The 22,486-nt window shown below is 57.7% G+C and carries 13 protein-coding genes; 10 read left to right on the top strand and 3 right to left on the bottom strand.

What is annotated here, in order from left to right:
* Positions 1–76: 76 nt before the first annotated feature.
* The 7 genes from SBL51_RS22200 (at position 77) to SBL51_RS22170 (ending at position 14,297) form a co-directional block, all read left to right on the top strand.
* Positions 77–895 (top strand): ABC transporter permease, encoded by an 819-nt coding sequence (locus tag SBL51_RS22200; protein WP_317933379.1) that lies wholly within the window; start codon positions 77–79, stop codon positions 893–895.
* A 31-nt stretch (positions 896–926) separates the two neighbouring features.
* Positions 927–1,712: an ABC transporter ATP-binding protein gene (locus tag SBL51_RS22195; RefSeq protein WP_317933378.1), complete on the top strand. Its 786-nt coding sequence runs from the start codon at positions 927–929 to the stop codon at positions 1,710–1,712.
* Positions 1,713–2,488: 776 nt separating this feature from the next.
* Positions 2,489–3,208 carry an urea amidolyase associated protein UAAP1 gene (locus SBL51_RS22190; protein WP_317933377.1) on the top strand — a complete coding sequence of 240 codons (720 nt, stop codon included), beginning with the start codon at positions 2,489–2,491 and terminating at the stop codon, positions 3,206–3,208.
* A gap of 12 nt (positions 3,209–3,220) precedes the next feature.
* Entirely contained in the window at positions 3,221–3,856 is a 636-nt protein-coding gene (locus SBL51_RS22185) for an urea amidolyase associated protein UAAP2 (protein WP_317933376.1), read from the top strand.
* 489 nt (positions 3,857–4,345) lie between these two features.
* Entirely contained in the window at positions 4,346–7,945 is a 3,600-nt protein-coding gene (gene uca / locus SBL51_RS22180; protein WP_317933375.1) for an urea carboxylase, read from the top strand.
* Between the two features lie 63 nt (positions 7,946–8,008).
* The gene (gene atzF, locus SBL51_RS22175; RefSeq protein WP_317933374.1) at positions 8,009–9,811 is read left to right on the top strand and encodes an allophanate hydrolase; all 1,803 of its coding nucleotides are present in this window, start codon (positions 8,009–8,011) and stop codon (positions 9,809–9,811) included.
* A gap of 793 nt (positions 9,812–10,604) precedes the next feature.
* The gene (locus SBL51_RS22170; protein WP_317933373.1) at positions 10,605–14,297 is read left to right on the top strand and encodes a COR domain-containing protein; all 3,693 of its coding nucleotides are present in this window, start codon (positions 10,605–10,607) and stop codon (positions 14,295–14,297) included.
* Between the two features lie 142 nt (positions 14,298–14,439).
* Here SBL51_RS22170 and SBL51_RS22165 read toward each other — a convergent pair whose 3' ends face one another.
* The gene (locus tag SBL51_RS22165; protein WP_317933372.1) at positions 14,440–17,316 is read right to left on the bottom strand and encodes an EAL domain-containing protein; all 2,877 of its coding nucleotides are present in this window, start codon (positions 17,314–17,316) and stop codon (positions 14,440–14,442) included.
* Positions 17,317–17,956: 640 nt separating this feature from the next.
* Here SBL51_RS22165 and SBL51_RS22160 point away from each other — a divergent pair.
* A complete protein-coding gene (locus SBL51_RS22160; protein WP_317933371.1) occupies positions 17,957–19,855 on the top strand; it encodes a methyl-accepting chemotaxis protein in 1,899 nt (632 codons plus the stop codon).
* A 749-nt stretch (positions 19,856–20,604) separates the two neighbouring features.
* A complete protein-coding gene (locus SBL51_RS22155; RefSeq protein ID WP_317933394.1) occupies positions 20,605–20,874 on the top strand; it encodes a L,D-transpeptidase family protein in 270 nt (89 codons plus the stop codon).
* A gap of 84 nt (positions 20,875–20,958) precedes the next feature.
* Here SBL51_RS22155 and SBL51_RS22150 read toward each other — a convergent pair whose 3' ends face one another.
* Positions 20,959–21,198 (bottom strand): hypothetical protein, encoded by a 240-nt coding sequence (locus tag SBL51_RS22150; protein WP_317933370.1) that lies wholly within the window; start codon positions 21,196–21,198, stop codon positions 20,959–20,961.
* A 209-nt stretch (positions 21,199–21,407) separates the two neighbouring features.
* Positions 21,408–21,611: a hypothetical protein gene (locus SBL51_RS22145; protein ID WP_317933369.1), complete on the bottom strand. Its 204-nt coding sequence runs from the start codon at positions 21,609–21,611 to the stop codon at positions 21,408–21,410.
* Positions 21,612–21,769: 158 nt separating this feature from the next.
* Between SBL51_RS22145 and SBL51_RS22140 the strand changes: the two genes are divergently transcribed.
* Positions 21,770–22,462: an START domain-containing protein gene (locus SBL51_RS22140; protein ID WP_317933368.1), complete on the top strand. Its 693-nt coding sequence runs from the start codon at positions 21,770–21,772 to the stop codon at positions 22,460–22,462.
* Positions 22,463–22,486 lie beyond the last annotated feature (24 nt).

Below are 22,486 nucleotides of genomic sequence, written 5' to 3'. Positions count from 1 at the left end.
CTTCGCGACAGTCATTCCAGCATGGGCGGGCTCAGGATGAGCCACCCAGGGCTCCCCGACACCATTGGGAGATGCCATGAAACGCTTGATCAACCTGAAACCGACACCACCCCTGAAACTGGGCCTGGCACTGCTGCCATTTGTGCTCTTGGCGATCCTCTACGCGGTCGGCTCCAACGCCCGCCTGGCCGCCAACCCGGACGACAAACTGCTGCCCTCAGCCAGCCAGATGGGTGACGCCATCAATCGCATGGCCCTGGAGCCGAGCAAACGCACCGGTGAGTACCTGTTCTGGGCCGACACCCTCAGCTCTTTGCAACGGCTGGCCAAAGGGGTGTTGATCGCCGCCACGCTCGGCCTGCTGATCGGCCTCTTTACCGGCTCCCTGCCCATGATTGGCGCCGGCATGTCGCCGCTGCTGACGGTGGTCTCACTGATCCCGCCGCTGGCCATTCTGCCAATTCTGTTTATCGTCTTTGGCCTGGGTGAGCTCTCCAAGGTGATCCTGATCGCTATCGGCATCACCCCCTTTATTGCCCGCGACATGCAACGCCGGGCGGAAGAGATCCCCGCCGAACAGCTGGTCAAGGCGCAAACCCTGGGCGCCAACTCCGCCCAGATTCTGGTGCGGGTGATGCTGCCGCAGCTGCTGCCGCGGCTGATCGAATCGGTGCGCCTCTCCCTGGGTGCCGGTTGGCTGTTTCTCATCTCCGCCGAAGCGATCGCTGCCACCGACGGCCTCGGCTACCGCATCTTCCTGGTGCGCCGCTACCTGTCGATGGATGTCATCCTGCCCTACGTCGCCTGGATCACCCTGCTCGCCTTCCTGGTCGACCAGATCCTGGCGTGGAGCAACCGCCGCCTCTTCCCCTGGCACTTTCAAAACAACGGCTGAGTCGAGCCCTAGCTAACCCAAGGAGTAGATCGTGATTGAAGCCAAGAATCTCTGGAAAAGCTACGGCGACAACGTCGTTTTGGAAGGGCTCAACCTGAAGGTTGAGGCGGGCGAGTTCATCACCATGGTGGGCGCCTCCGGCTGTGGTAAGAGCACCTTTCTGAAATTGCTGCTCGGCACCGAATCGGCCAGCAAGGGGCAGCTGTTGATCGACGGCCAGCCCATCCCCGACGAGCCCAGCCCGGAGCGCGGAATCGTCTTTCAGGCCTATTCGGTGTTTCCGCACATGTCGGTGCTCGACAACGTTATCGCAGCCAAGGCCTTTCAAAAGCGCGGCCTCACCGGCTACCTGTTTGGCGCCGCCAAACGCCAGGCCCGGGCCGAAGCGGAAGCCATCCTCGAGGAGGTGGGCCTTGGCCACGCCCTCAAGAAGTACCCGCACGAGCTCAGTGGCGGCATGAAACAGCGTCTGGCCATCGCCCAGGCCCTGCTCGGCAAGCCGCGCATTCTGCTGCTCGACGAACCCTTTGGCGCCCTCGACCCGGGTATCCGCGCCGAGATGCACACCCTGGTGCAGCGCCTCTGGCGGGAGCACAAATTGACGATATTTATGGTCACCCACGACCTCAAAGAGGGCTTCTACCTGGGCACCCGCCTGTGGGTATTCGACAAACTGCGAGCCGACCCCCAGGCACCCAACCGCTACGGCGCCAGCATCACCTACGACCTGCCGGTGGGCAAGGTGGACGACGCCACCTACACCGTGATCGACGAGGAGCTGAACCCAACGCCGGAGCCTATTGTAGTGGCTGTTTAGGGTGTCTGGATCGTCCTGATCCAGACAACTGACGTCCCAAAAACGTTGGCGAGCCGGAGCGCAGCGGAGACCACGCTCGAAGAGCGAGTGACCGAAGGGAACGGTAATACGCGTGGGTTTGCTGACGTTTTTGGGACTCCCACTGGTCTGCGACCAGTGGCGGCACTTTATCGCCAGGGACGGCGTGTATGCAGATAACGCAGGAGCGGTTATCTGCCCTTGTGCCTCGTTATTGGAGTCCGCAGGATCGTCCTGATCCAAGGGACTGACGTCGCAAAAACGCTGGCGAGCCGGAGCGCAGCGGAGACCACGCTCGAAGAGCGAGTGACCGAAGGGAACGGTAATACGCGTGGGTTTGCTGACGTTTTTGGGACTTCCACTGGTCTGCGACCAGTGGCGGCACTTTATCGCCAGGGACGGCGTGTATGCAGATAACGCAGGAGCGGTTATCTGCCCTTGTGCCTCGTTCTTAGAGTTACAGGGATCGTCCTGATCCCTGTAACTGACGTCGCAGAAGCGCTGGCGCAAACGTGTGAGTTTGCTGGCTCTTCCGCGACTCACACGGGTCGTTGACCCGTGGAGGCACGTCCGTGTGCCTCGTTCTTAGAGTTGCCTGGATCGTCCTGATCCAGGGGACTGGCGTTACCAGATGCGTTATCAGCAGTTGCATCGGTAACCAAGGCAAACGTTTTAAAACCACTCGGCAAAACCGATCTTCGGGCCGGGTACATAACCCAAGCTGGACGCGCCCCCAGGGCGCGATCGAGAGAAATGCTATGCCAAATCAACCCTACAACACGACTATTGCCGCCGGTGGCCACTGGTCCCTGCGCCTGCGTCGCGGCACCCAGATGACCCTCACCGACCTCGACGGCGGCGCCAATGTCGGTATGCTGTTTTACAACCCGGATAACCTGCTGGAACGCTACAACGCCCCCGACTCCCTCAAGTGCCAGCACACCTTCAAACTCACCCAGGGCAACTGTCTCTACTCCGATATGGGCCGTATCTTCGCCTCCATCACCGACGACAGCCTCGGCTGGCACGAAACCGTGTGCGGCAACAGCACCCCAGCCCTGGTGGCCGAGCGCTGGGGCAAGCGCGACTACCAGCACGACCGCAACGACTGGCACCAGAACGGCCACGACGCCTTCCTGGTGGAGCTGGCCAAATATGGCCTGGGGCTGGCCGATATGGCCGCCAACCTCAATCTGTTCAGCAAGGTGGCCACCGATAAATCCGGCGACCTGCGCCTGGAGCCCGGCCACAGCCCGGCCGGCAGCCACATCACCCTGCGCTTTGAGATGAACACCCTGGTGCTTTTACATACCTGCCCGCATCCACTGGATGTGTCGGCCAGCTACCCAGCCAAGCCGGTCGGCGTGCGCATTGAAGCCGCCGCCCCGGTCAGTGACGACGACTACTGCCTTAACTACCGCCCGGAAAACCGTCGCGGTTTCGCCAACAACGCCCTCTATCACCTGGGCCAGGGTTAAGGAGCCGCCACCATGAAAACCAGTAACCTACTGCCCGAACAAGCCAGCGCCCGCCAGGTGATCGATGCCGGCGACTACTACATCGGCAAACTGCTCGCCGGCCAGACCCTGCGCATCCTCGACCTGGAAGGCAACCAGGCCGCCGACACCCTCTTCTACAGCGCCGATGATCCCAGCGAGCGCTACAGCGCCATGGACACCATTCGCGAACAGGGCAACGTCTACCTCACCGCCGGCAGCGTGCTGCGCACCAACCTCAACCGCCCCATGCTGGAGATCACCGCCGACACCTGCGGCCGCCACGACACCCTAGGTGGCGCCTGTGCCACTGAGAGCAACACCGTGCGCTATAGCCTGGAAAAGCGCTGCATGCACGCCTGCCGGGATAGCTGGATGCTGGCCGTGGCCGAACACCCGGAATACGGCATCGGCAAGCGCGATATCACCCACAACATCAACTTCTTTATGAACGTCCCCGTCACCGAAACCGGCGGTCTCACATTTGAGGATGGCATCAGTGCCCCGGGCAAATATGTGGAGATGAAGGCGTTGATGGATGTGGTGGTGCTGATCAGCAACTGCCCGCAGTTGAATAACCCCTGTAATGGTTATGATCCTACGCCGGTGGAGATTTTGGTTTGGGATTGATTGGCGGTGGGGTTGCCGGAGCATCCAATCGGACAAATTGAGAGCGAAGTGATCCGCCAGTGGTTGTGGTTCATCCATCGGGTGGGAAGGTAGGGAGTTGCTGCCGTAACGGTGGTAATGCTGCCGCATGGGTTGGTGCGATTGCCATCGAGGCTGCGGGGGCCCGCCCAACCACCATGGATGCGGAAGGCCGCCCCGGCTGTAAGCGCGACCCCCGAAATTTGATCAGAGGGAGGCAAGCCGAAGGCCGAGTGTTGCCAGGGTGCCCTTGGGGTTGTTAGGGGTGTTGGGCAAGCAACACCCCTGACGCCTCGCGCGGGGGCGGAACCCCGCAAAACCCACGGTGGCAACCGCATGGGCAATGCGCCATTAACACCACCCAACAAACAGCAACAAACAAAAGCCCCAACGGGGCAAACAGAAAACAACCGTTGGGGGACGACCCCCAACACCAACAATTTCGGTGGGACGACCCACACGGTAGGAACCATGTTCACCAAAGTCCTAATCGCCAACCGCGGCGCCATCGCCGTGCGCATTATCCGCACCCTCAAACGGTTGGGCATCCAGTCGGTGGCAGTCTACGCCGAATCCGACCGCGACAGCCTGCACGTCAAACACGCCGACGAGGCAGTCAGCCTGGGCGAGGGCGACGCCAGCCAGACCTACCTCAACAAGCAGAAGCTGCTGGAGATTGCCACTGCCACCGGCGCCCAGGCGATTCACCCGGGCTACGGCTTTTTGAGCGAGAACGCCGAGTTTGTCGGCCTGTGTGAGGCGGCCGGTATCGCCTTTGTCGGCCCCACCCCCGAACAGATGCAAGGCTTTGGCCTGAAGCACAAGGCGCGCGCCCTGGCCGAGGCGGCCAGTGTGCCGCTGGTGCCCGGTACCGATCTCTTGGCCAGCCTCGACGAAGCGCTGGCCGAAGCCGCGCGCATCGGCTACCCGGTGATGTTAAAAAGCAGCGCCGGTGGCGGCGGTATCGGCATGGCGCTGTGTCACTCGGCCGAGGAGCTGAGCAAGGGCTACGACAGCGTCAAGCGGCTGGGGGCCAACAACTTTGCCGACGACAGCGTCTTTTTAGAGAAGTACATCGCCCGCGCGCGCCATATCGAGGTGCAGGTGTTTGGCGACGGCCAGGGCCAGGCGCTGGCTATTGGCGAGCGCGACTGCTCCAGCCAGCGGCGCAATCAAAAGGTGGTGGAAGAGTGCCCGGCCCCCAACCTGAGCGAGGCCGTACGCAGCCAACTGCACCAGACCGCCGAGCAGCTGCTGGCCAGTGTCCACTACCGCAACGCCGGCACCGTGGAGTTTATTGTCGATGCCGACACCGAGGCTTTTTATTTCCTGGAAGTGAATACTCGCTTACAGGTGGAGCACGGTGTTACCGAAGAGGTGTTTGGTGTCGACCTGGTGGCGTGGATGCTGGCCTTGGCCGCAGGCCAACCGCCGGACCTCAGCGCCGCCCGCGCCACGCTCACCCCCCAGGGCCACGCCATTCAGGTACGGGTCTACGCCGAAGACCCCTACCGCGACTTCCAACCCTGCGCCGGCCTGCTTAGCCATGTTGCCTTTCCCCAAGGTCCCGGTATTCGCATCGACCACTGGCTGGAGTCCGGCATTGAGATTCCACCCTGGTTCGACCCGATGCTGGCCAAGGTGATTGTGCATGCCGCCAACCGTGAGCAAGCGCTCACCAAACTGGCCGACACCCTCGCCCAGACCGAGCTCTACGGCAGCGAGACCAACCTCGGTTACCTGCGCGCCCTGGTGGCCGACCCGCAACTGCACGCCGGCCGGGTCACCACCCGCTACCTGAACGACTTCCGCTACCAGCCAAGTCGCGTCGATGTGCTCAGTGGCGGCACCCAAACCACCATTCAGGACTACCCCGGCCGCAGTGGCTACTGGCATGTGGGCGTGCCCCCCTCCGGCCCCTTCGACAGCTACAGCTTCCGCCTGGCCAACCGTCTGCTGGGCAACCCGGAGGCGGCCGCCGGCCTGGAGATCACCCTGCAGGGGCCGAGCCTGAAGTTTATCGGCGCCACCACTATTGTCCTCACCGGAGCCGAGATCAAAGCCGAGCTCGACGGCCAGCCGCTGCCCGCCTACCAGCCGGTGGCGGTGGCCGCCGGCCAGACCCTGGTGCTCGGCCGCATCACCGGTGCCGGCGCCCGCGCCTACCTGGCGCTGGCCGGTGGCCTGCACTGTCCGGCCTACCTCGACTCCCGCGCCACCTTTACCCTGGGCCAGTTTGGCGGCCACAACGGCCGCGCCCTGCGCGCCGGCGACAGCCTCCACTTTGGCCAGTCGGCACCGGTAGCGGCCACGCCCCTGGCCGACAGCTTGCGCCCGGCGCTTAGCCACACCACCGAACTGCGGGTGATCTACGGCCCCCACGGCGCCCCCGACTTCTTCACCGACGACGGCATCGCCAGCTTCTTCGCCAGCGACTGGGAGGTGCACTACAACTCCAGCCGCACCGGCGTCCGTTTGATCGGCCCCAAACCCCACTGGGCCCGGGCCGACGGCGGTGAGGCAGGGCTGCACCCCTCCAATATTCACGACAACGCCTACGCCTTCGGCACAGTCGACTTCACCGGTGACATGCCGGTGATTCTCGGCCCGGATGGCCCCTCGCTGGGCGGCTTTGTCTGCCCGGCGACGGTAATCAGCGCTGACCTGTGGAAACTGGGCCAGCTGCGCGCCGGCGACAAGGTGCGCTTTGTGCCGGTCAGCCTGGAGAGCGCCGTGGCCCTGGAGGCGGCCCAACACCAGGCCCTGGCCAGCCTGCAGCCGGTGCCGATGACGGTGCCTGAGGTAGCCCCGGAAAGCCCTATTCTGGCGCTCATTCCCGAGGACGAAAAAGGAGAACGGGTGGTCTATCGTGCCGCCGGCGACCACTTCCTGTTGGTAGAGTACGGCCCCGAGGTGCTCGATATCCGCCTGCGCTTTCGCGCCCACGCCCTGATGCGCTGGCTGCAGGCCAACCCTCTGGCCGGACTGAAGGAGCTCACCCCGGGTATCCGCTCGCTGCAGGTGCACTACGACAGCCAGCAGCTCAGCCACGAGCAGCTGCTCAACCATCTGCAGTCAGCCGAGGCGGTGCTCGACGACACCCTCGACGAGCTGAGCGTACCCTCGCGCATCGTCCATATTCCCCTCTCCTGGGACGACGAGGCCTGCCACCTGGCGATTGCCAAGTATCAGCAGTCGGTGCGCGCCAACGCCCCCTGGTGCCCCAGCAACCTGGAGTTCATCCGGCGCATCAACGGCCTGGCCAGCATTGAGGCCGTTAAGCAGGTGGTGTTCGACGCCGCCTACCTGGTGATGGGCCTGGGCGACGTCTACCTGGGGGCGCCGGTGGCCACCCCCGTGGATCCACGCCACCGGCTGGTGACCACCAAGTACAACCCGGCGCGTACCTGGACGGCAGAGAACTCGGTGGGTATCGGCGGCTCCTACCTCTGCGTCTACGGCATGGAGGGGCCGGGCGGCTACCAGTTTGTCGGCCGCACCCTGCAGATGTGGAACCGCTACCGCCAGACCGTCGAATTTAAGGAGCCGTGGCTGCTGCGCTTCTTCGACCAGATCCGCTTCTACGAAGTGAGCCACGACCAGCTGCTGCAGATCCGCCAGGATTTCCCCCAGGGGCGCTATCCGCTCAAAATTGAGGAGACACAATTCAGCCTGGCCGACTACCAAGCCTTCCTCGACGACCAGGCCGATGCTATTACCACCTTTAACCAGCAGCGCCAGGCCGCCTTTGCCGAGGAGCTGGCCCACTGGCACGCCCAGGGGCAGTTCCACTACGACGCTCCCGAGCAGGAGGCCGGCGACGAGGAGCAGAGCTGGCCCGAAGATAGCGTGGTGATCGACAGCCCGGTCTCGGGCAGTGTCTGGCAGACGGAGGTTTCCGTGGGCGATACGGTGCAAGCCGGCCAGACCCTGCTGGTACTGGAGTCGATGAAGATGGAGATTCCGGTGCATGCCCACGCCGCCGGCACCGTCAGCCACCTGTTGCGCGGCGCCGGCCAGGCGGTCAGCGCCGGCCAGGCGCTGGTGGTGTTAACCCCTGACGACAACTAAACAGACACGATATTTCTATTTGGACCCAAGCCGTGCACACCGCACTACCAAGGAGTTAGTTTGATGCAAACCATGACGGTCAGCGCCCTGCGCCAAGCCTACAGCGAGGGCTCGTTAAGCCCGGATACGTTAATGGCCGAGATCCGCCAGCGGGCCGCCGAGTTCAGCGACCGCAATATCTTTATTCACCTGTTGAGCGCCGAGGAGCAGGCCCCCTATCTGGCCGCCCTGGCCGACAAAGCCATCGCCAGCCACCCCCTGTGGGGCATTCCGTTTGTGATTAAAGACAACATCGACCTGGCCGGCATCACCACCACCGCCGCCTGCCCGGAGTTCGCCTACACCCCCGGCGAATCGGCCTTTGTCGTGCAGCAGCTGCTCGACGCCGGCGCCATCCCCGTGGGCAAGGGCAACCTCGACCAACTCGCCACCGGCCTCAACGGCACCCGCTCCCCCTACGGCGAGTGCCACAACAGCTTCGATCCGGACTACATCAGCGGCGGCTCCAGCTCCGGGTCGGCGGTCTCCGTGGCGCTGGGGTTGGCCAGCTTCAGCCTCGGCACCGACACCGCCGGCTCCGGCCGGGTGCCGGCCTGCTTCAACAACCTGGTGGGGGTTAAGCCGAGCCGCGGTCTGCTCTCCAACCGCGGCATGCTGCCCGCCTGCCAGACCCTCGACTGCATCAGCATCTTTGCCCTCACCCTGGACGACGCCAACCAGGTACTGGCCGTGGCCGAGGGCTTCGACAGCGAAGATGGCTACAGCCGCAAAAACCCCTTCCACAACAGCGCGCGCAGCTTTGGCATGCGCAGCGGGCCATTAAAGCTGGGCGTGATTCCCGCCGACCAGCTGAAATTTTTTGGCAGTGACAGCTACGCCCAGGCCTACCAGAAGAGCCTCGACGAGATCGCCCAGGCCGGTATCGAACTGGTCGAGCTCGACTACGCCCCCTTTAACGAAGCCGCCCTGCTGCTCTACGAGGGTCCCTGGGTGAGCGAACGCTACCTGGCCGCCCTGCCCCTGGTGCAAGAGAAACCCGAAGCCCTGCTGCCGGTGATCCGCACCATTATCGAACCGGGCGGCAGCAAGCTCGCCACCGACCTGTTCAGCGCCCAGTACCGGCTGCAGAGCCTGCGCCAGGCCTGCTATGCCCAACTGGAGCAGGTCGACGCCCTGCTCACTCCCACCGCCGGCCGCCACTACACAGTGGCCGAGCTGCTGGCCGAGCCCATCCTCTACAACAGCAACCTCGGCTACTACACCAACTATGTGAACCTGCTGGATATGGCCGGCCTCGCCATCCCCACCCAGTTCACCAGTGAGGGTATGCCCTTTGGCCTCACCCTCATCGGCCCCGCCTTCAGTGACCGGGCGCTGATGGCCATCGGCAACCGCATCCAACAGGCCTGCCCGCTCGACAGCGTCGGCAAAGGCATGCCGGCACCCGCCGCCGCCACTAATCCGGTGGCCGCCCCCAACACCATCGACGTCGCCGTCTGCGGCGCCCACCTCGACGGCCTGCCCCTCAACTGGCAGCTCAAAGAGCGCGGCGCCAGCCTGGTGGCAGCCGTCGACTCCGCCCCCTGCTATCGCTTCTACGCCCTGGCCGGCGGCCCCCCCTACCGCCCCGGCATGATCCGCGACGAGGCCAACGGCCGCGCCATCGCCATGGAGGTATGGCGGGTACCCGCCGCCGAATTCGGCAGCTTCGTCGCCGGCATCCCCGCGCCCTTGGGGATTGGCAAGGTAGAGCTGGCCGATGGACGGTGGGTGAGTGGCTTTATTTGTGAGCCTTGTGGCGTGGATGGGGCGGAGGAGATAACGCAGTTTGGCGGGTGGCGGACTTACTTAGCCAGTAAGGGGTAGTTTTTTTATTGCCATCGAGGTTGCGGGGCCCGCTAGCTTGGGATTTGTTGGCTACAAGATACGCCTGCCGGTGCGTTTGACTCACACTTCGGGTGAGCAGACAGGGATGAATGCAGCGAGTGGCTCCCCATTTCGTGCTAAATCTCCGCTGTGCTCAGGTTCGCTGCAGCTAAAGTGGCATGCTGATGCATGGGGTGGTTCGATTGCCATCGGGGTATTTGCAGGGAGTAACGCAGCAAGCTGCTCGCCCTGCAGCGAGTGGCTGTTACCAAGCCCATGGATGTACTAGGTAAAGGTCTTGACCCACCCACGGGGGCGGGACCCCGCCACCTCGATGGCAATCGATAAAAAAAGCTTAACTACTCCGCCACTCGCTGAAGAGAGACCCAAAGCAAAGTGGTGGCCACGCCCGAATCCGCGAGCAGCTGTGGCATTACTCCCTGCAAATACCCCGATAGCAAACAAACCAAATCAAGCCGGTCAGAACGACGGACTAAAAATCAGCTCTCCACCCAACCAGCACCATAACCCCACCCCAAATACTGCAATCACCACCAACAACACACAAAACCCTCAGGTAAATCGGCCGCAACTGACAAACACTATTACGCAGCTCCCCTCAAACTCAGTAAGTCTTAAGCAACCCTTTTCAACAAATCAACAAAGAAAACAATCGGGTCGGGATAATCCATGGGTCCCAATGCACTACTACCAAGTGACGCAGCTCAAAAGTTCATAATAATCACAATCAACGACTGCAACCCAGAGAGACAGGGACCAGGGAGAGGACACCGTGACCAACATTCAACCAATTGTGATCCAGGAAAACACTGCAAACATTAAAGAAGTGTTAAGTGGAGAACTCAAGCACGTTAGAAAAATAACAGTTTCAAATACATTTACACCTTACAAAAGTGAAGATTTTTGCCCGGATAGATCAGAAGCAATCATCTACCTCGAAGATGAAGATATCGAATTTGCTTCACTCTTAACCTGCTTAAAAGATTTGGAAACACTCGTCGTTATCAATATTCCGTTCGCAGGCCAGCTCGAGAGCTTAGAACAGTGCTCTACACTAAAAAACCTCTCTTTAATACAGAGCCATATTGATGACGATTGCATACAACAGCTGGCCCTACTCTCCAATTTGATCCACCTTAACTTACAAGGTAATCACCTTCGGTCAAAAGGCGTAGCTCAACTGAGTGCACTCAGGCAGCTTACTACAGTAAATCTAAGCAGCAATAGAATCGACGCGCAGGGTGTGGAGACACTGGCTGCATTACCCAATTTAACATCACTCCATCTCAGCAATAATAAACTAGGCTCTGAAGGCGCCAGGGCATTATCCACACTATCAAACTTGAATACACTTAACCTCAGCTACAATCAAATAACGCCAGAGGGCGCAGAATGCATAACTTCACTCAAGCAGCTTTACTCGCTAGATCTTTCTGGTAATAACGTGGGCCTTGAGGGGGTAAAAGCAGTAACAACACTTGCGGGATTAACAGCACTGAACATCTCCAACAATCAACTCGAAAAATCGGAGGGCAAACACGCCTTCAACGCCATTGCCAAACTAACAGCATTAAAATCTTTAAAGTTAAACTTTAACCGAGTCGGCCCACTGGGAATAAAGGCATTAAAACCGCTTGAAAAGCTGACCGAACTCAGCATGGAGAGCTGCGACATAGGCAACGAAGGCATAAAGCTACTAGCTAATTTCAAACAGCTCACTCACCTAAACTTGGTAAACAACAGAATAGGCTCACTCGGCGCTAAAGAGCTCACAACCCTGACACAACTCAAGGTTTTAAACCTTGGCGGCGAATCACAAAAAATTTACCACAAAGATCACCTGCATCAACAATATCTTAATGAGTGGCAAAACAGAATAAAATCCAGCGGCGCAAACCACCTATCCACACTACAAAAGCTAACAACGCTTAATCTTTCAAATAATGAAATTGGACCAGATGGCGCTAAAGCGCTGGCATCACTCAACAATCTGATCACACTAGACCTATCCAAAAATAAAATAGGCGCAGACGGAATTGGGGCCTTATCATCGTTTAAAAAATTAACCAGCCTCAACATAGCACACACCGGATTAACCGCCAGAGATCAGATAGACTTAAGTTCATTCCCAATGTTAAAACTGCTGGACATCTCCAAAAACAGCATCGAAAACACAGAATCGATTCAACTTTACCAACCATCCCAACTGATTACCCTAAATTTAAGCAACAATCCGATTTCAGACTTAACACCATTCGAAGAGCTCATTCGACAAGGATTAACTCCACTACCGAATCAAGACGGAAACTTTGCCAACGGCATCGGGATTTTCGACTGCCCAATAAAGAACCCACCACCAGAGATAATTGAACGCGGGAAGAATGCCATACTCAATTACTTCACCGAATCCAAGGCGCAAGGAACCGACCTTCTTTGTGAGGCAAAAATGCTGGTTGTTGGTGAAGGGGGCGCAGGAAAAACCAGCTTAATTAGACGGCTATACAAACCAGACAAGGGACTACCACGAGAAGAGGAAACCACCAAAGGAATTGATATAGAACCAGTACACTTCAACCTACCCAATAATAGGCCCTTTCGTTTAAACGTTTGGGACTTTGGCGGGCAACACATTTACCATGCTACACACCAATTTTTTCTTACCAAAAGATCACTCTACGTATTAGTAGACAGCAGCCGAACCAACGATAAAACTGTTCAAGATGAAGCCTTCAGATACTGGCTGGAAGTCATTGACACATTAAGTGATAGCAGCCCGGTATTAATCTTCCAGAACCACGTGGGAGGCCGAAGCAAATCGATTGATGAGCGAGGCATTCAGAAGAGGTTCACTAACGTCAAGGAGTTCCACGGCGCTAATCTCGCCACAAGAAACAGTGTTGACAAAGTCAAATCCTCTATTGAATACCATGCCCAAAGCCTGGAACACATTGGCGATAATATTCCTGCAAAGTGGGTGGTCATCCGTAGAGCACTGGAAAATCTGGCCAAATCAAAGCCATTCATCAGCCTCGATGAATATTTTAAACTTTATAGAGAGCACATTGAATTTAACCGTGAAAGAGCACTATTCCTAAGCCAATACTTTCACGATCTTGGAGTATTTTTACATTTTCAAGATGACCCTATGCTCAACAAGATTGTGATATTGCAAAACAATTGGGCAACCGAAGCCGTCTTTAATGTGCTTGATGACTCCGAAATTACGGCACGATTAGGAAGGTTTACCAGCGAAGACTGCAATCGCATTTGGAGCAACGCTAATTATGAAAACGTCCGCGGGGAACTACTTGCCCTCATGTGTAAATTTGAACTGTGTTATGAGCTAGCAGACTCAATTCCAAAAACCTGGTTAGCCACACAATTGCTGCCTGCATCCATGCCGGAAACACTGGAAAACTGGCCAAGAGAGGGAGATATATCCCTACTGTACCGATACGACTTTCTCCCCAAAGGGATAATCAATCGCTTAATGGTCAGGATGAACCGATTTGTTAACGACCCAACCCTAGCTTGGAACTATGGCATTCTGTTCAAGAAAGGCGAAACACAACTGCTCGCGCAGGAGACCGGCAGCGGCAACGAAATATCCTTAAGAGCTAGAGGACCAGAGGCGAAATCTTTACTGAGCGTAATCGCAAATGACATCGATACAATCAACCACTCGTTTACTGGCCTACGGCATAAAGTTAAAAAATTCATCCCCTGCATTTGCGCTGAATGCAGAAATTCAGACGACCCACACCTCTATGGAGAAAGCCATCTACTTCGCAGAAAAGATAGAAACAGCCTGCAGGTCGAGTGCGAAAAGAGCTTTCAAAAAGTTAATGTTTTAGAGCTTTTGGACGGATTAAAACTAAGCATCCCCGGATGGGCCAAGGAACCACATCCGACTTTATCGCCCAGCCCAACCAATGAACCAGCCCCCAAAACCAACACACCCATAAAGTTAAAAACAATAAAAGTATTTTTAGCCTCATCTTCAGAACTGAAATATGAAAGAGATGCATTTGACCTATATTTTCGCAGACAAAACGACCACTATAAAAATATCAATATTCACCTTGAGATAATTCGTTGGGAATACTTTCTTGATGCAATGTCAGAAACCCGTTTACAAGACGAGTACAACAAGGCAATCGAGGCGTGTGATATCTTCGTTAGTCTATTTAAAACAAAAACTGGAAAGTACATAGAAGAGGAGTTCGACACCGCCCACAAGCAATTTAAAAACGCCGGCAAGCCTAAGATATACACCTACTTTCAGGAAACCGAAGTTCCCATCCACAGCCTGGACTTAAACGACTTGATATCTCTCAGAACATTTCAAGAAAAGCTAAAAGCGCTAGGGCATTTCCACACTACATTTAAAAGCAAAGAAGACTTGCACCTAAAATTCAAAGATCAGCTACAAATACTATCAAAAGATCTGATAGCAACACATTAAACAACCAGCACTAGCTCGAGCGTAGTCCGCAACTGACGCTTAAACTGGCGCGATTGGCTAAGCTATGTTATGTTGGTCGGCGGGCGCCGCATATCCCTCAAGAGCGAAGGTAGGGGCGCACCGCACGACGCTGGCAGCCCCATCAAAACTGCAACCCCTTGCCACTCAACAACCGTCCAAACGCCTCCGCCGGCAACGGCCGACTAAACAGATACCCCTGCGCCTCCCGGCAACCGCGCGCCTGCAAAAACGCCAACTGCTCCTCGGTCTCCACCCCCTCGGCAACAACCCCCAAGGAGAGGTTGCCCGCCAGGGCGATGATCGCCTCGACGATAGCGGCGTCGCCGGTGTGGTGGTGCAGTTCGTTGACGAAGGAGCGGTCGATTTTCAGGGTGTCGATGGGCAGTTTGCGCAGGTAGGCGAGGGAGGAGTAGCCGGTGCCGAAGTCGTCGATGGCGATGCGCACGCCCATTGCGCGCAGCGCTTTGAGGATCGACACCGCCTGGTTGGGGTCGTCCATCAGGATACTCTCGGTGATCTCCACCTCCAGGTAGTGGGCCGGCAGGGCGTGCTGCGCCAGGCTATTTTTCACCAGCGCAACCAGGTTGCCATCCTGGAACTGCTTGGAGGAGAGGTTGATGGCCACGGGGGTAATCGGCAGCCCCTGGCGGCGCCATTCGCTGATCTGTTGGCAGGCCGCCTCCAGCACCCACTGGCTGATGGGCAGTATCAAATTACTGGCCTCGGCGGCGGCGATAAATTCGTCTGGCGGAATCAACCCCTGCCCCGGTTTATGCCAGCGGATCAGCGCCTCGGCGCCGACTATTTTACCGCTGTCGATGTCCAGGCGCGGCTGGTAGTGGAGCAGGAATTCGTTGTTCTCCAACGCGTGGCGCAGGCCATTGGTGAGCTGCACCCGCCGCTCCAGACGCTCGTTCATGGCCGGGCGATAATATTGAAAATTGCTGCGCCCGCTGGCCTTGGCGTGGTACATGGCGGTGTCGGCATTTTTCAGCAGCTCTTCGGCGGTCATGCCATCACCGGGAAAAACCGCAATGCCCAGGCTGGCGCTGACAAACGCCTCGTGCCCTTGCGGTGCAAACGGCTGACTCAGTGCGCCGATAATATTCTGTGCCACCAGGCCGATGTCATCCTCGTTGTGCAGGTTGGTTAACAGCACCGTAAATTCATCGCCGCCTAGGCGCGCCACCATATCGGTTTTGCGCACACAAGCTTTGATACGGCTGCCGGCCAGCTGGATAAGACTATCGCCGACGTCGTGGCCGAGGGTGTCGTTAATATCCTTGAAGTTATCGAGGTCGATAAACACCAAGGCTAAGATATCCTCCTGACGCAGGGCCGAGGCCAGGGCTTCACTCAGCCGGCGCCGGAACAGGCCGCGGTTGGGCAGGCTGGTTAATGGGTCGTAGAAGGCGAGCTGCAAGAGCTGCTCTTCCGCCTCTTTCTTTTCGGTGATGTCGCTGAAGATGCCGACATAGTGGCTCACCTGGCGTTGGTCGTCGTAGATGGTGTTGATGGTCAGCAGCTTGGGGAAGAGTTCACCATTTTTGCGCTTGTCCCAGATCTCGCCATGCCAAAAACCCGCCTCGCCAATGCTCAGCCACATCTGCTTATAAAATTCTCGATCGTGCAGACCGGACTGGGTAATTCTGGGGTTGTTGCCAATCAGCTCATCGTAGCTGTAGCCGGTGATGCGGCAGTAGGCGTCGTTAACATCGGTGATGCAGCCTTGGGCATTGGTGATCACCACCCCTTCGCCGGTATTTTTTATCACCTTCTGCGCCAGCTGCAGCCGCTCCTCAATCGCCTTGCGCTCACTGATGTCGGTGCGGATGCAACCGACACCATAGATGCCACTGCTGTTGCGCAGGGGAAAGCGGGAACTCAGGTAGGTGCGGGTCTCACCGCCGGCGGTCAGCTTCTCCTCCAGGGTGCTGGCCCGCTCGGTTACCAGCACCGCCTGGTCGCGGGCGGCACTGAGCCGGCTCTGGGCGCCGGGCAGCAGCTGTTGCAGGGTGCGCCCCAGGCTGTGGCTGCCGGCCATGCCCAGAGTCGCTTCAAAGTGACGGTTAACCAGGGTCAGCTGGCCATCGGTGTCCTGCAGGGAGATCAGCGCCGGCGAATACTCGATCAGATCGCTCAGGCGCTGGCGGGCGGCCTCCAGCTCCGTGCTGCGCTGCTCCAGCGAGAGCTGGTTTTGGCGGGTACGCTTGACCATCTGATAATAGAGGTCGACAAAAAACCAGAGAATCACCAGATAGGCCAGCAGCCGCAAAAAGTGCCACAGCCACCAGGTAAAATCCCACAGTGCGGAGAGATGAAACAGCAACCCGGCGGAACCAAACAGCAGGCAGTGGTTGGCCAGCACCAGCCGTTCGCGGCGGTCGTGCAATGTGCCCAGAAAGGCGAAGTGGAACCAGGCAAAAATAAACCCGGCGCCACCGATAAAGTTGAGCGCCTTGGCAGTGGTGGTGAACGCCTTATCCACCACCATGGCCGGCAACAGCTCCGGGTAGAGCAGGGCACCAACGCCAAGCAAAATACAGACCGGCGCCATGATCTGGGGGGCGCGGTTGAGCGGCCGCCAGCGCGCCAGAGACTCGGGCAGAATCACCAGGGCGAAGGTAATACCACCAATAAAGGTGGCAAAGCTGTGCAGCCAGACAAACGCCTCGCCGGGGCCGACGGCGGCGTGGAAGCCATCCAACAGCCCCATCCCCATCAGGGTGGTCGCCACCCAGATATAGCACGGCGTCAACAGTGCGCTGCTGCGCATCACCAAGATAAACACCGCCAGCAGCACGGCGATAAAGGCGCCGATACTCTCCACCAGGGCGTGCACGGGTTCATTGGCCCAAGTGCTGTCGCGCAGCAGTGGCGTAATCAACAGCGCGACGCCAATCGGCAGCACGGCACTGGGCACAACCGTCGACAACAGGGTCGCTAACCATCGGCTTCTGTGCCGATGCACTTCCGTATCTTGTAAAGCAGCCGTCATGGCAAAAGTGGTCCTATTATTCTTGAGAAGCAGCCGCGTCCGGCACCGGGCATTTCAGCCCGGGCAACCTAACGGCTCTTCTCTAATTGCCACAACAGTCAAACGTGGAGCGGAGGCAAAGCGTTTCGGCCTGAAGTGACGGGTTGAACGCTACGCCTTGGGAAAATACACCTACTGTGTGTAGGTTTTATCAAATAATAGGCACCTATTTCCACATTTATCCGGACTAAATGCTCAGCGAGTTGATAATAATCGCATGTTTATAGGTCATTTGAGCCGCGCAGATTACTTTGTAATGCAATGCTGGCTTGGCACCCGGGATAACCTAGTTGTCCTTTAACGACCCATTTTCGGCATAGATTGCTGAGCAAGAGAACGCCAAATAGCGTTTATAAACAGCCGCGGGGGCGTGAGCACCCCTCTTTCGATCGCCAGTCCTCGTGATTACAGCCCCAGCCGATCGCCCCGTCCTTAACTTCAGCCGGAATAAATTGCTCTTTTTTTAACCCGCTTATTCAAATTGCTACTAAACTTTTAAATTGTAATTCCGATATAAATCAAACTGACCCGGATCTGCTGGCACTTCTGGGGCAGCGCGGGCTGTGTAGAGACGTATTCACATAAGCAGCGGACACATCGTATGACACGGACTTCCACCTCTTCTGGCGTGAGTTTGCCGAAGAAATTGTTGATTCTGACCGGCCTCTCCATCCTCCTGGTAGCCGGCGGCCAGATGATCTCCAACTACACCAACCTGAAAAAAGAGGCGTTGAGCGCCCTGGCGTCGCAGGTGGCCTCGGGCACGGGTATCTTAAGTCGCAGCATTCAGGACTGGGTCACCAGTAAAAAGCTGATGGTTGAAGGGCTGGCCGACAAAGCCAACAGCAGCACCGACCTGACCGGCACCATTGCCCAGACCAAATGGGATGGCCAATTCTTATCCACCTACCTGGGTACCGCCGAGGGGGTGATGTTATTGGAAACCGGTGAGATGGGCGGCGACTATGACCCGCGCACCCGCCCCTGGTACCAACAGGCCAAGGCGGCCGGGCGCACGGTACTAACCCCGCCCTACACCAACGCCTCCGATAAGGGCGAACTGGTGATGACCTTCGCCACCCCCACGCCGGAACAGAACGGGGTGATCGGTGCCGATGTCGCGCTCACCGACGTAAAGGAGACCATTCTCAACGCCGACCCGGGCGGACACGGCTATGTAATGCTGCTGGATGCCAACAACCGCATTCTGGTGCACCCGGATCAAAGCCTGTTGATGGAACCGGTTACGGCGTTAGCTACAGCACTGAACAGCCAGCTGATTGACGAACTGAAGCGTTCCGGTCGGATGGCCGAGGTCGAAGACCGCAACGGCGAAGGCCTGTTGGCCGGGGTCTACCCGATTCCCGAAACCGACTGGTTTATTGCGGTGATCCAAAACCGGGAGAGCGTCATGGCCTACGCCCAGCGGTCGCTGTTAAGTTCGCTTATCACCGCCGCGGTGATTGCCGGTATTTCACTAATTTTTGTCAGTGTTTTTATCAGCCGCACCCTGCGCCCCTTGCGCCACCTCAACGAAGCCATGGCCGAGATCGCCCAGGGCGATGGCGACCTGAGCCGCACGCTCACGGTGGAGACGCGCGACGAACTGGGCGCAGTCAGCCGCAGCTTTAATCAGTTTGTCGATAAGATTCGCACTCTGATCAGCGACAGCAACCAGACCAGCCTGGCCTTGAAAGAGCAGTCGGAGCGGCTCTCGCGCGATGCCCTCAGCAACGCCGACAAACTGGCACAGCAGCAGAGTGAAATCGCCCGGGTGGCGACCTCCATCAGCGATATCAGCAACACCGCCAACCAGGTCGCCAGCCAAACCGAACAGACCGCCAGCGAAGCGCAGCTCTCCGCCGAGGCCTCCAACACCGCCCGCACGCTGGCCGAGGACAACCACAGCAACATGAGCAATCTGCTGGCCGGCATTGAACAATCCACCCGTGTGATTGAAGAGCTCGACAGCCACGCACAGAACATCAGTTCGATTATGGCCACCATCAGCGGCATTGCCGAACAGACCAACCTGCTGGCCCTGAACGCCGCCATTGAAGCCGCCCGCGCCGGCGAACAGGGGCGCGGTTTTGCGGTGGTGGCCGATGAGGTGCGCGTACTGTCGCAGCGCACCCATCAATCCACGCAGGAGATTCAGGCCATGATCGAAACCCTGCAACAGCAGACCAAAAATGCCGTGCGCATGATGGACAGCAGCCAGGCGCTGGCGAGCAGCACCATGACCAATACCCAACAGGTCACCGACGGCCTGGCCGGCGTCAGCGAATCCATCCAACGCATCTCCGTCATGGCCAAAACCATGGCCGCCTCCTCCAGCGAACAACACACCGCCACTGAAGCCATCAACCGCATCAGCAGCGCCATCGCCAGCGCCGCCAACGACATGGCCGACAACGCCGCCGACACCCTGGAGACGGCCAAAGCGTTGGATCATCTGTCGAGTGATTTGAATGTGAATTTGAGTCGTTTTCGGTTGTAGGAGTTGGTTAGCTTGTAGGAGCCTATGGCTCACCCTCCGGGTGAAAAGGCAGGGAGTTGCTGCGTTAAACCAAGTATCAGGGAAGAATTCTCGCCTCGATTCTATTTAATAAAACGTTTGAGCGATTCCAGGCCATGAATGGTCTGTAAGCGCGACTCCCAAAACTCGATTGGAGGGAGGCAGGCCGGATAGCTACATGGATGTAGCGTAGTAGAGCAACGCAGGGGCACCGGGCTGGCGTACCAGTTGCCGAGGCCGAGTGTTGCCGGGGTGTGCTTGGTCTGCCTGCGGGGCGGGACCCCACAAATAGCACCGATGACAACTGCAAATTACTGAAGCCTCTGCAATTTGGCGCCGAAATAAATACCTCAGAGGTATTAAAAATAAACTCCAAGGTTAAAACACCCACCTCCAGGCGAATTTAAAATACCTAAAAGCTAAAAAGCCTAAGCTCCAAGCTCAGTGAAAATACCCCAAGGGTTAGAAAAAAATACCTCAGAGCTATTTTCACTCCCCAAAAAGGTGCGCCACTTAAGCTAAAAGATAAAAACCCTAAGCTCAATGCTTAGGCGACAAAGCAAAAAGATTAAGAAAGGCAGCTCAAAGGTATTAAAAAAATAGCGCCGAGCTATTTAGCGGTGGTTGTGGCAACCCTATCTGGGCTGCAACTGAAGTGGGTCTGCCTAACAAGACAGGAGGGGGTTACCTCGTGCGCTATGGGGTGGGTACCTTAAAGTCTCGCGCCCGCAATAAAAGCCTCGCCACCGAAAGAAAAAGCTCCGCCTTCCCAGCAAAAGGCCCCCCACCCTAACGATAAAGATCAAGCCAAGGCCAAGCTGCGCGGCGAAGCACCCGCTGGTTTTATTATGGTGCATGGCCAAAAAAGTGGTTTCGGGTGGCTCGCAGCCATTACCCAAAATTTTAGTTGGCCCAATGGCTGCATCGCGTTAAGCAACTCCGCAATGGACCAATTTAACCATTTGGTTAAAGTGGGTACCCCCATTCAAATCGAATGGTAGGATTACTCTCAATAAAAAAGCGCTCCCTGCTTCACTGACTGCTCCTCAACATCCCCCCAATAGAACCCTTCCCCCGCCAAACACTTACAACCGCGTCCGTTGCGTCGGTTTTACATAGCTGAAATGAATCGACAGCCGTCGCTGTTCCGGGTCTGAATCAAACGCCGGCCGGCCCTCCTCGCCGGTTGGCTCTGCAGCAGGAGCCGCCATTGGCTTATCACCATTGGGAGCACGACTATCCACCCAGGCAAAGCCCGCACTCAGGGTACCGACTACAAGCACCACCAACACCACTCTAACGACAACTGCCCAACGCCCCATCATCTCTTCACAACCGCTTTCAATAGTTATTCGGCACCGGGCTCCCCCAATCAACGGGAACCCGGCAGTTAGAAGCAGAGTAAGGAGCAGGCGTTTTAGCGAGCGTGGTAATGAGCGTGGTAATTTGCGCTGGCAGCGTGGTTAGGGTGTTTTTTGTGATTAAGAAGGCGATTTATAGAGTTTCGACTGCGGGGTTTTATGAATTAGGGGAGTTACGGCTGAGCGGGTGGTGCGGGCTCGCAGGTGTGTTGTTGGGTATCGTAGCGGCCGCCACTATCCAGGCATTTATCTTCCGCCATAAAGGCGAACAGGTGTGGCATCAGCAGGCCAATCAACAGCCCCAGCGCTACCACAAACAACACTACCCCCAGCATTATTCTGGCTTCCCGGCGGAAGTGATGATTGATGGTGTTCATGGGGGGCTCCTGCATGGCAGCCTGCGCAGTAGTGCCACCATTCGTTTTCGACAGAAAATTGGGGCAAGATTACCACGCTGATTTCCACGTTCCACGGTTAACATCGCCACTCAAACCAGACCGGCACTCTCCACCGGCACCCTCCAGAAAGGAAGATTATGGCCAAGCCACACCTCACCCACACCCCAACGTTGCTGCTGGTGCTGCTTACCCTGCTGGCCAGTGGCTGTACCAGTCTGCGCACCACCGAGCCGAGCCCAGCCAACGAGTGGCAGTTGACCAAACAGCAGGCGGGAATCGATTTCTACACCCGCCCCAGCGAGTTGGGGCCACTGCCGGAGTTTAAGGCCAGCACCGTACTCAAGGTACCGAAGGGCGAGGTGATGAATCTGCTGCTCGATTTCGAGCGCCACCCCCAGTGGGTCTATGGCTGCCAGGAGAGCGAGATGATTGCCATGGAGAGCTACACCGAGGCCTACATCTACCAGGTGACCAAAATGCCGGTGATCAAGGGGCGGGATTTGATTATGCTGGCCACCACCACCGAGGATTACGCCAATGGCCAAACCATTATTGAGTTGCAGGCGGCACCCGATTACTGCGCTAATAATTCCGACCGCGACTGCACCGCCATCCGCGCCGCCAACTATGTGCATGTACAGCACGCCCGGGGCCGTTTTATTGTCACCGAACTCAGTGAGCAGAGCACACAGATCGACTGGATACAGTATGTCGACCCGGCCGGCCTGGTGCCGCACTGGCTGGTGCGCGCCAACCTGGCGCGGGTGCCGATTAAATCACTGCGCCAGTTGAAGGCACTGTTGGAATCTGAAAAGGCGGGAGCAAAATAAAGCGCAAAGGCAAAGGCAAAGGCG

Origin of the sequence: Halioxenophilus sp. WMMB6 (assembly GCF_033283405.1) — a bacterium.
Classification (GTDB): domain Bacteria; phylum Pseudomonadota; class Gammaproteobacteria; order Pseudomonadales; family Cellvibrionaceae; genus Halioxenophilus.
The sequence above is the reverse complement of the archived record's forward strand: the minus strand, read 5'-3'. Positions and strand labels throughout refer to the sequence as shown.

Bases quoted from the DNA above. Each gene is read 5' to 3' on its own strand.
- SBL51_RS22145 (WP_317933369.1), bottom strand. From the start codon at position 21,611: ATGAACACCATCAATCATCACTTCCGCCGGGAAGCCAGAATAATGCTG.
- SBL51_RS22200 (WP_317933379.1), top strand. From the start codon at position 77: ATGAAACGCTTGATCAACCTGAAACCGACACCACCCCTGAAACTGGGC.
- SBL51_RS22190 (WP_317933377.1), top strand. From the start codon at position 2,489: ATGCCAAATCAACCCTACAACACGACTATTGCCGCCGGTGGCCACTGG.
- SBL51_RS22185 (WP_317933376.1), top strand. From the start codon at position 3,221: ATGAAAACCAGTAACCTACTGCCCGAACAAGCCAGCGCCCGCCAGGTG.
- uca (WP_317933375.1), top strand. From the start codon at position 4,346: ATGTTCACCAAAGTCCTAATCGCCAACCGCGGCGCCATCGCCGTGCGC.
- SBL51_RS22165 (WP_317933372.1), bottom strand. From the start codon at position 17,316: ATGACGGCTGCTTTACAAGATACGGAAGTGCATCGGCACAGAAGCCGA.
- atzF (WP_317933374.1), top strand. From the start codon at position 8,009: ATGCAAACCATGACGGTCAGCGCCCTGCGCCAAGCCTACAGCGAGGGC.
- SBL51_RS22140 (WP_317933368.1), top strand. From the start codon at position 21,770: ATGGCCAAGCCACACCTCACCCACACCCCAACGTTGCTGCTGGTGCTG.
- SBL51_RS22160 (WP_317933371.1), top strand. From the start codon at position 17,957: ATGACACGGACTTCCACCTCTTCTGGCGTGAGTTTGCCGAAGAAATTG.
- SBL51_RS22150 (WP_317933370.1), bottom strand. From the start codon at position 21,198: ATGATGGGGCGTTGGGCAGTTGTCGTTAGAGTGGTGTTGGTGGTGCTT.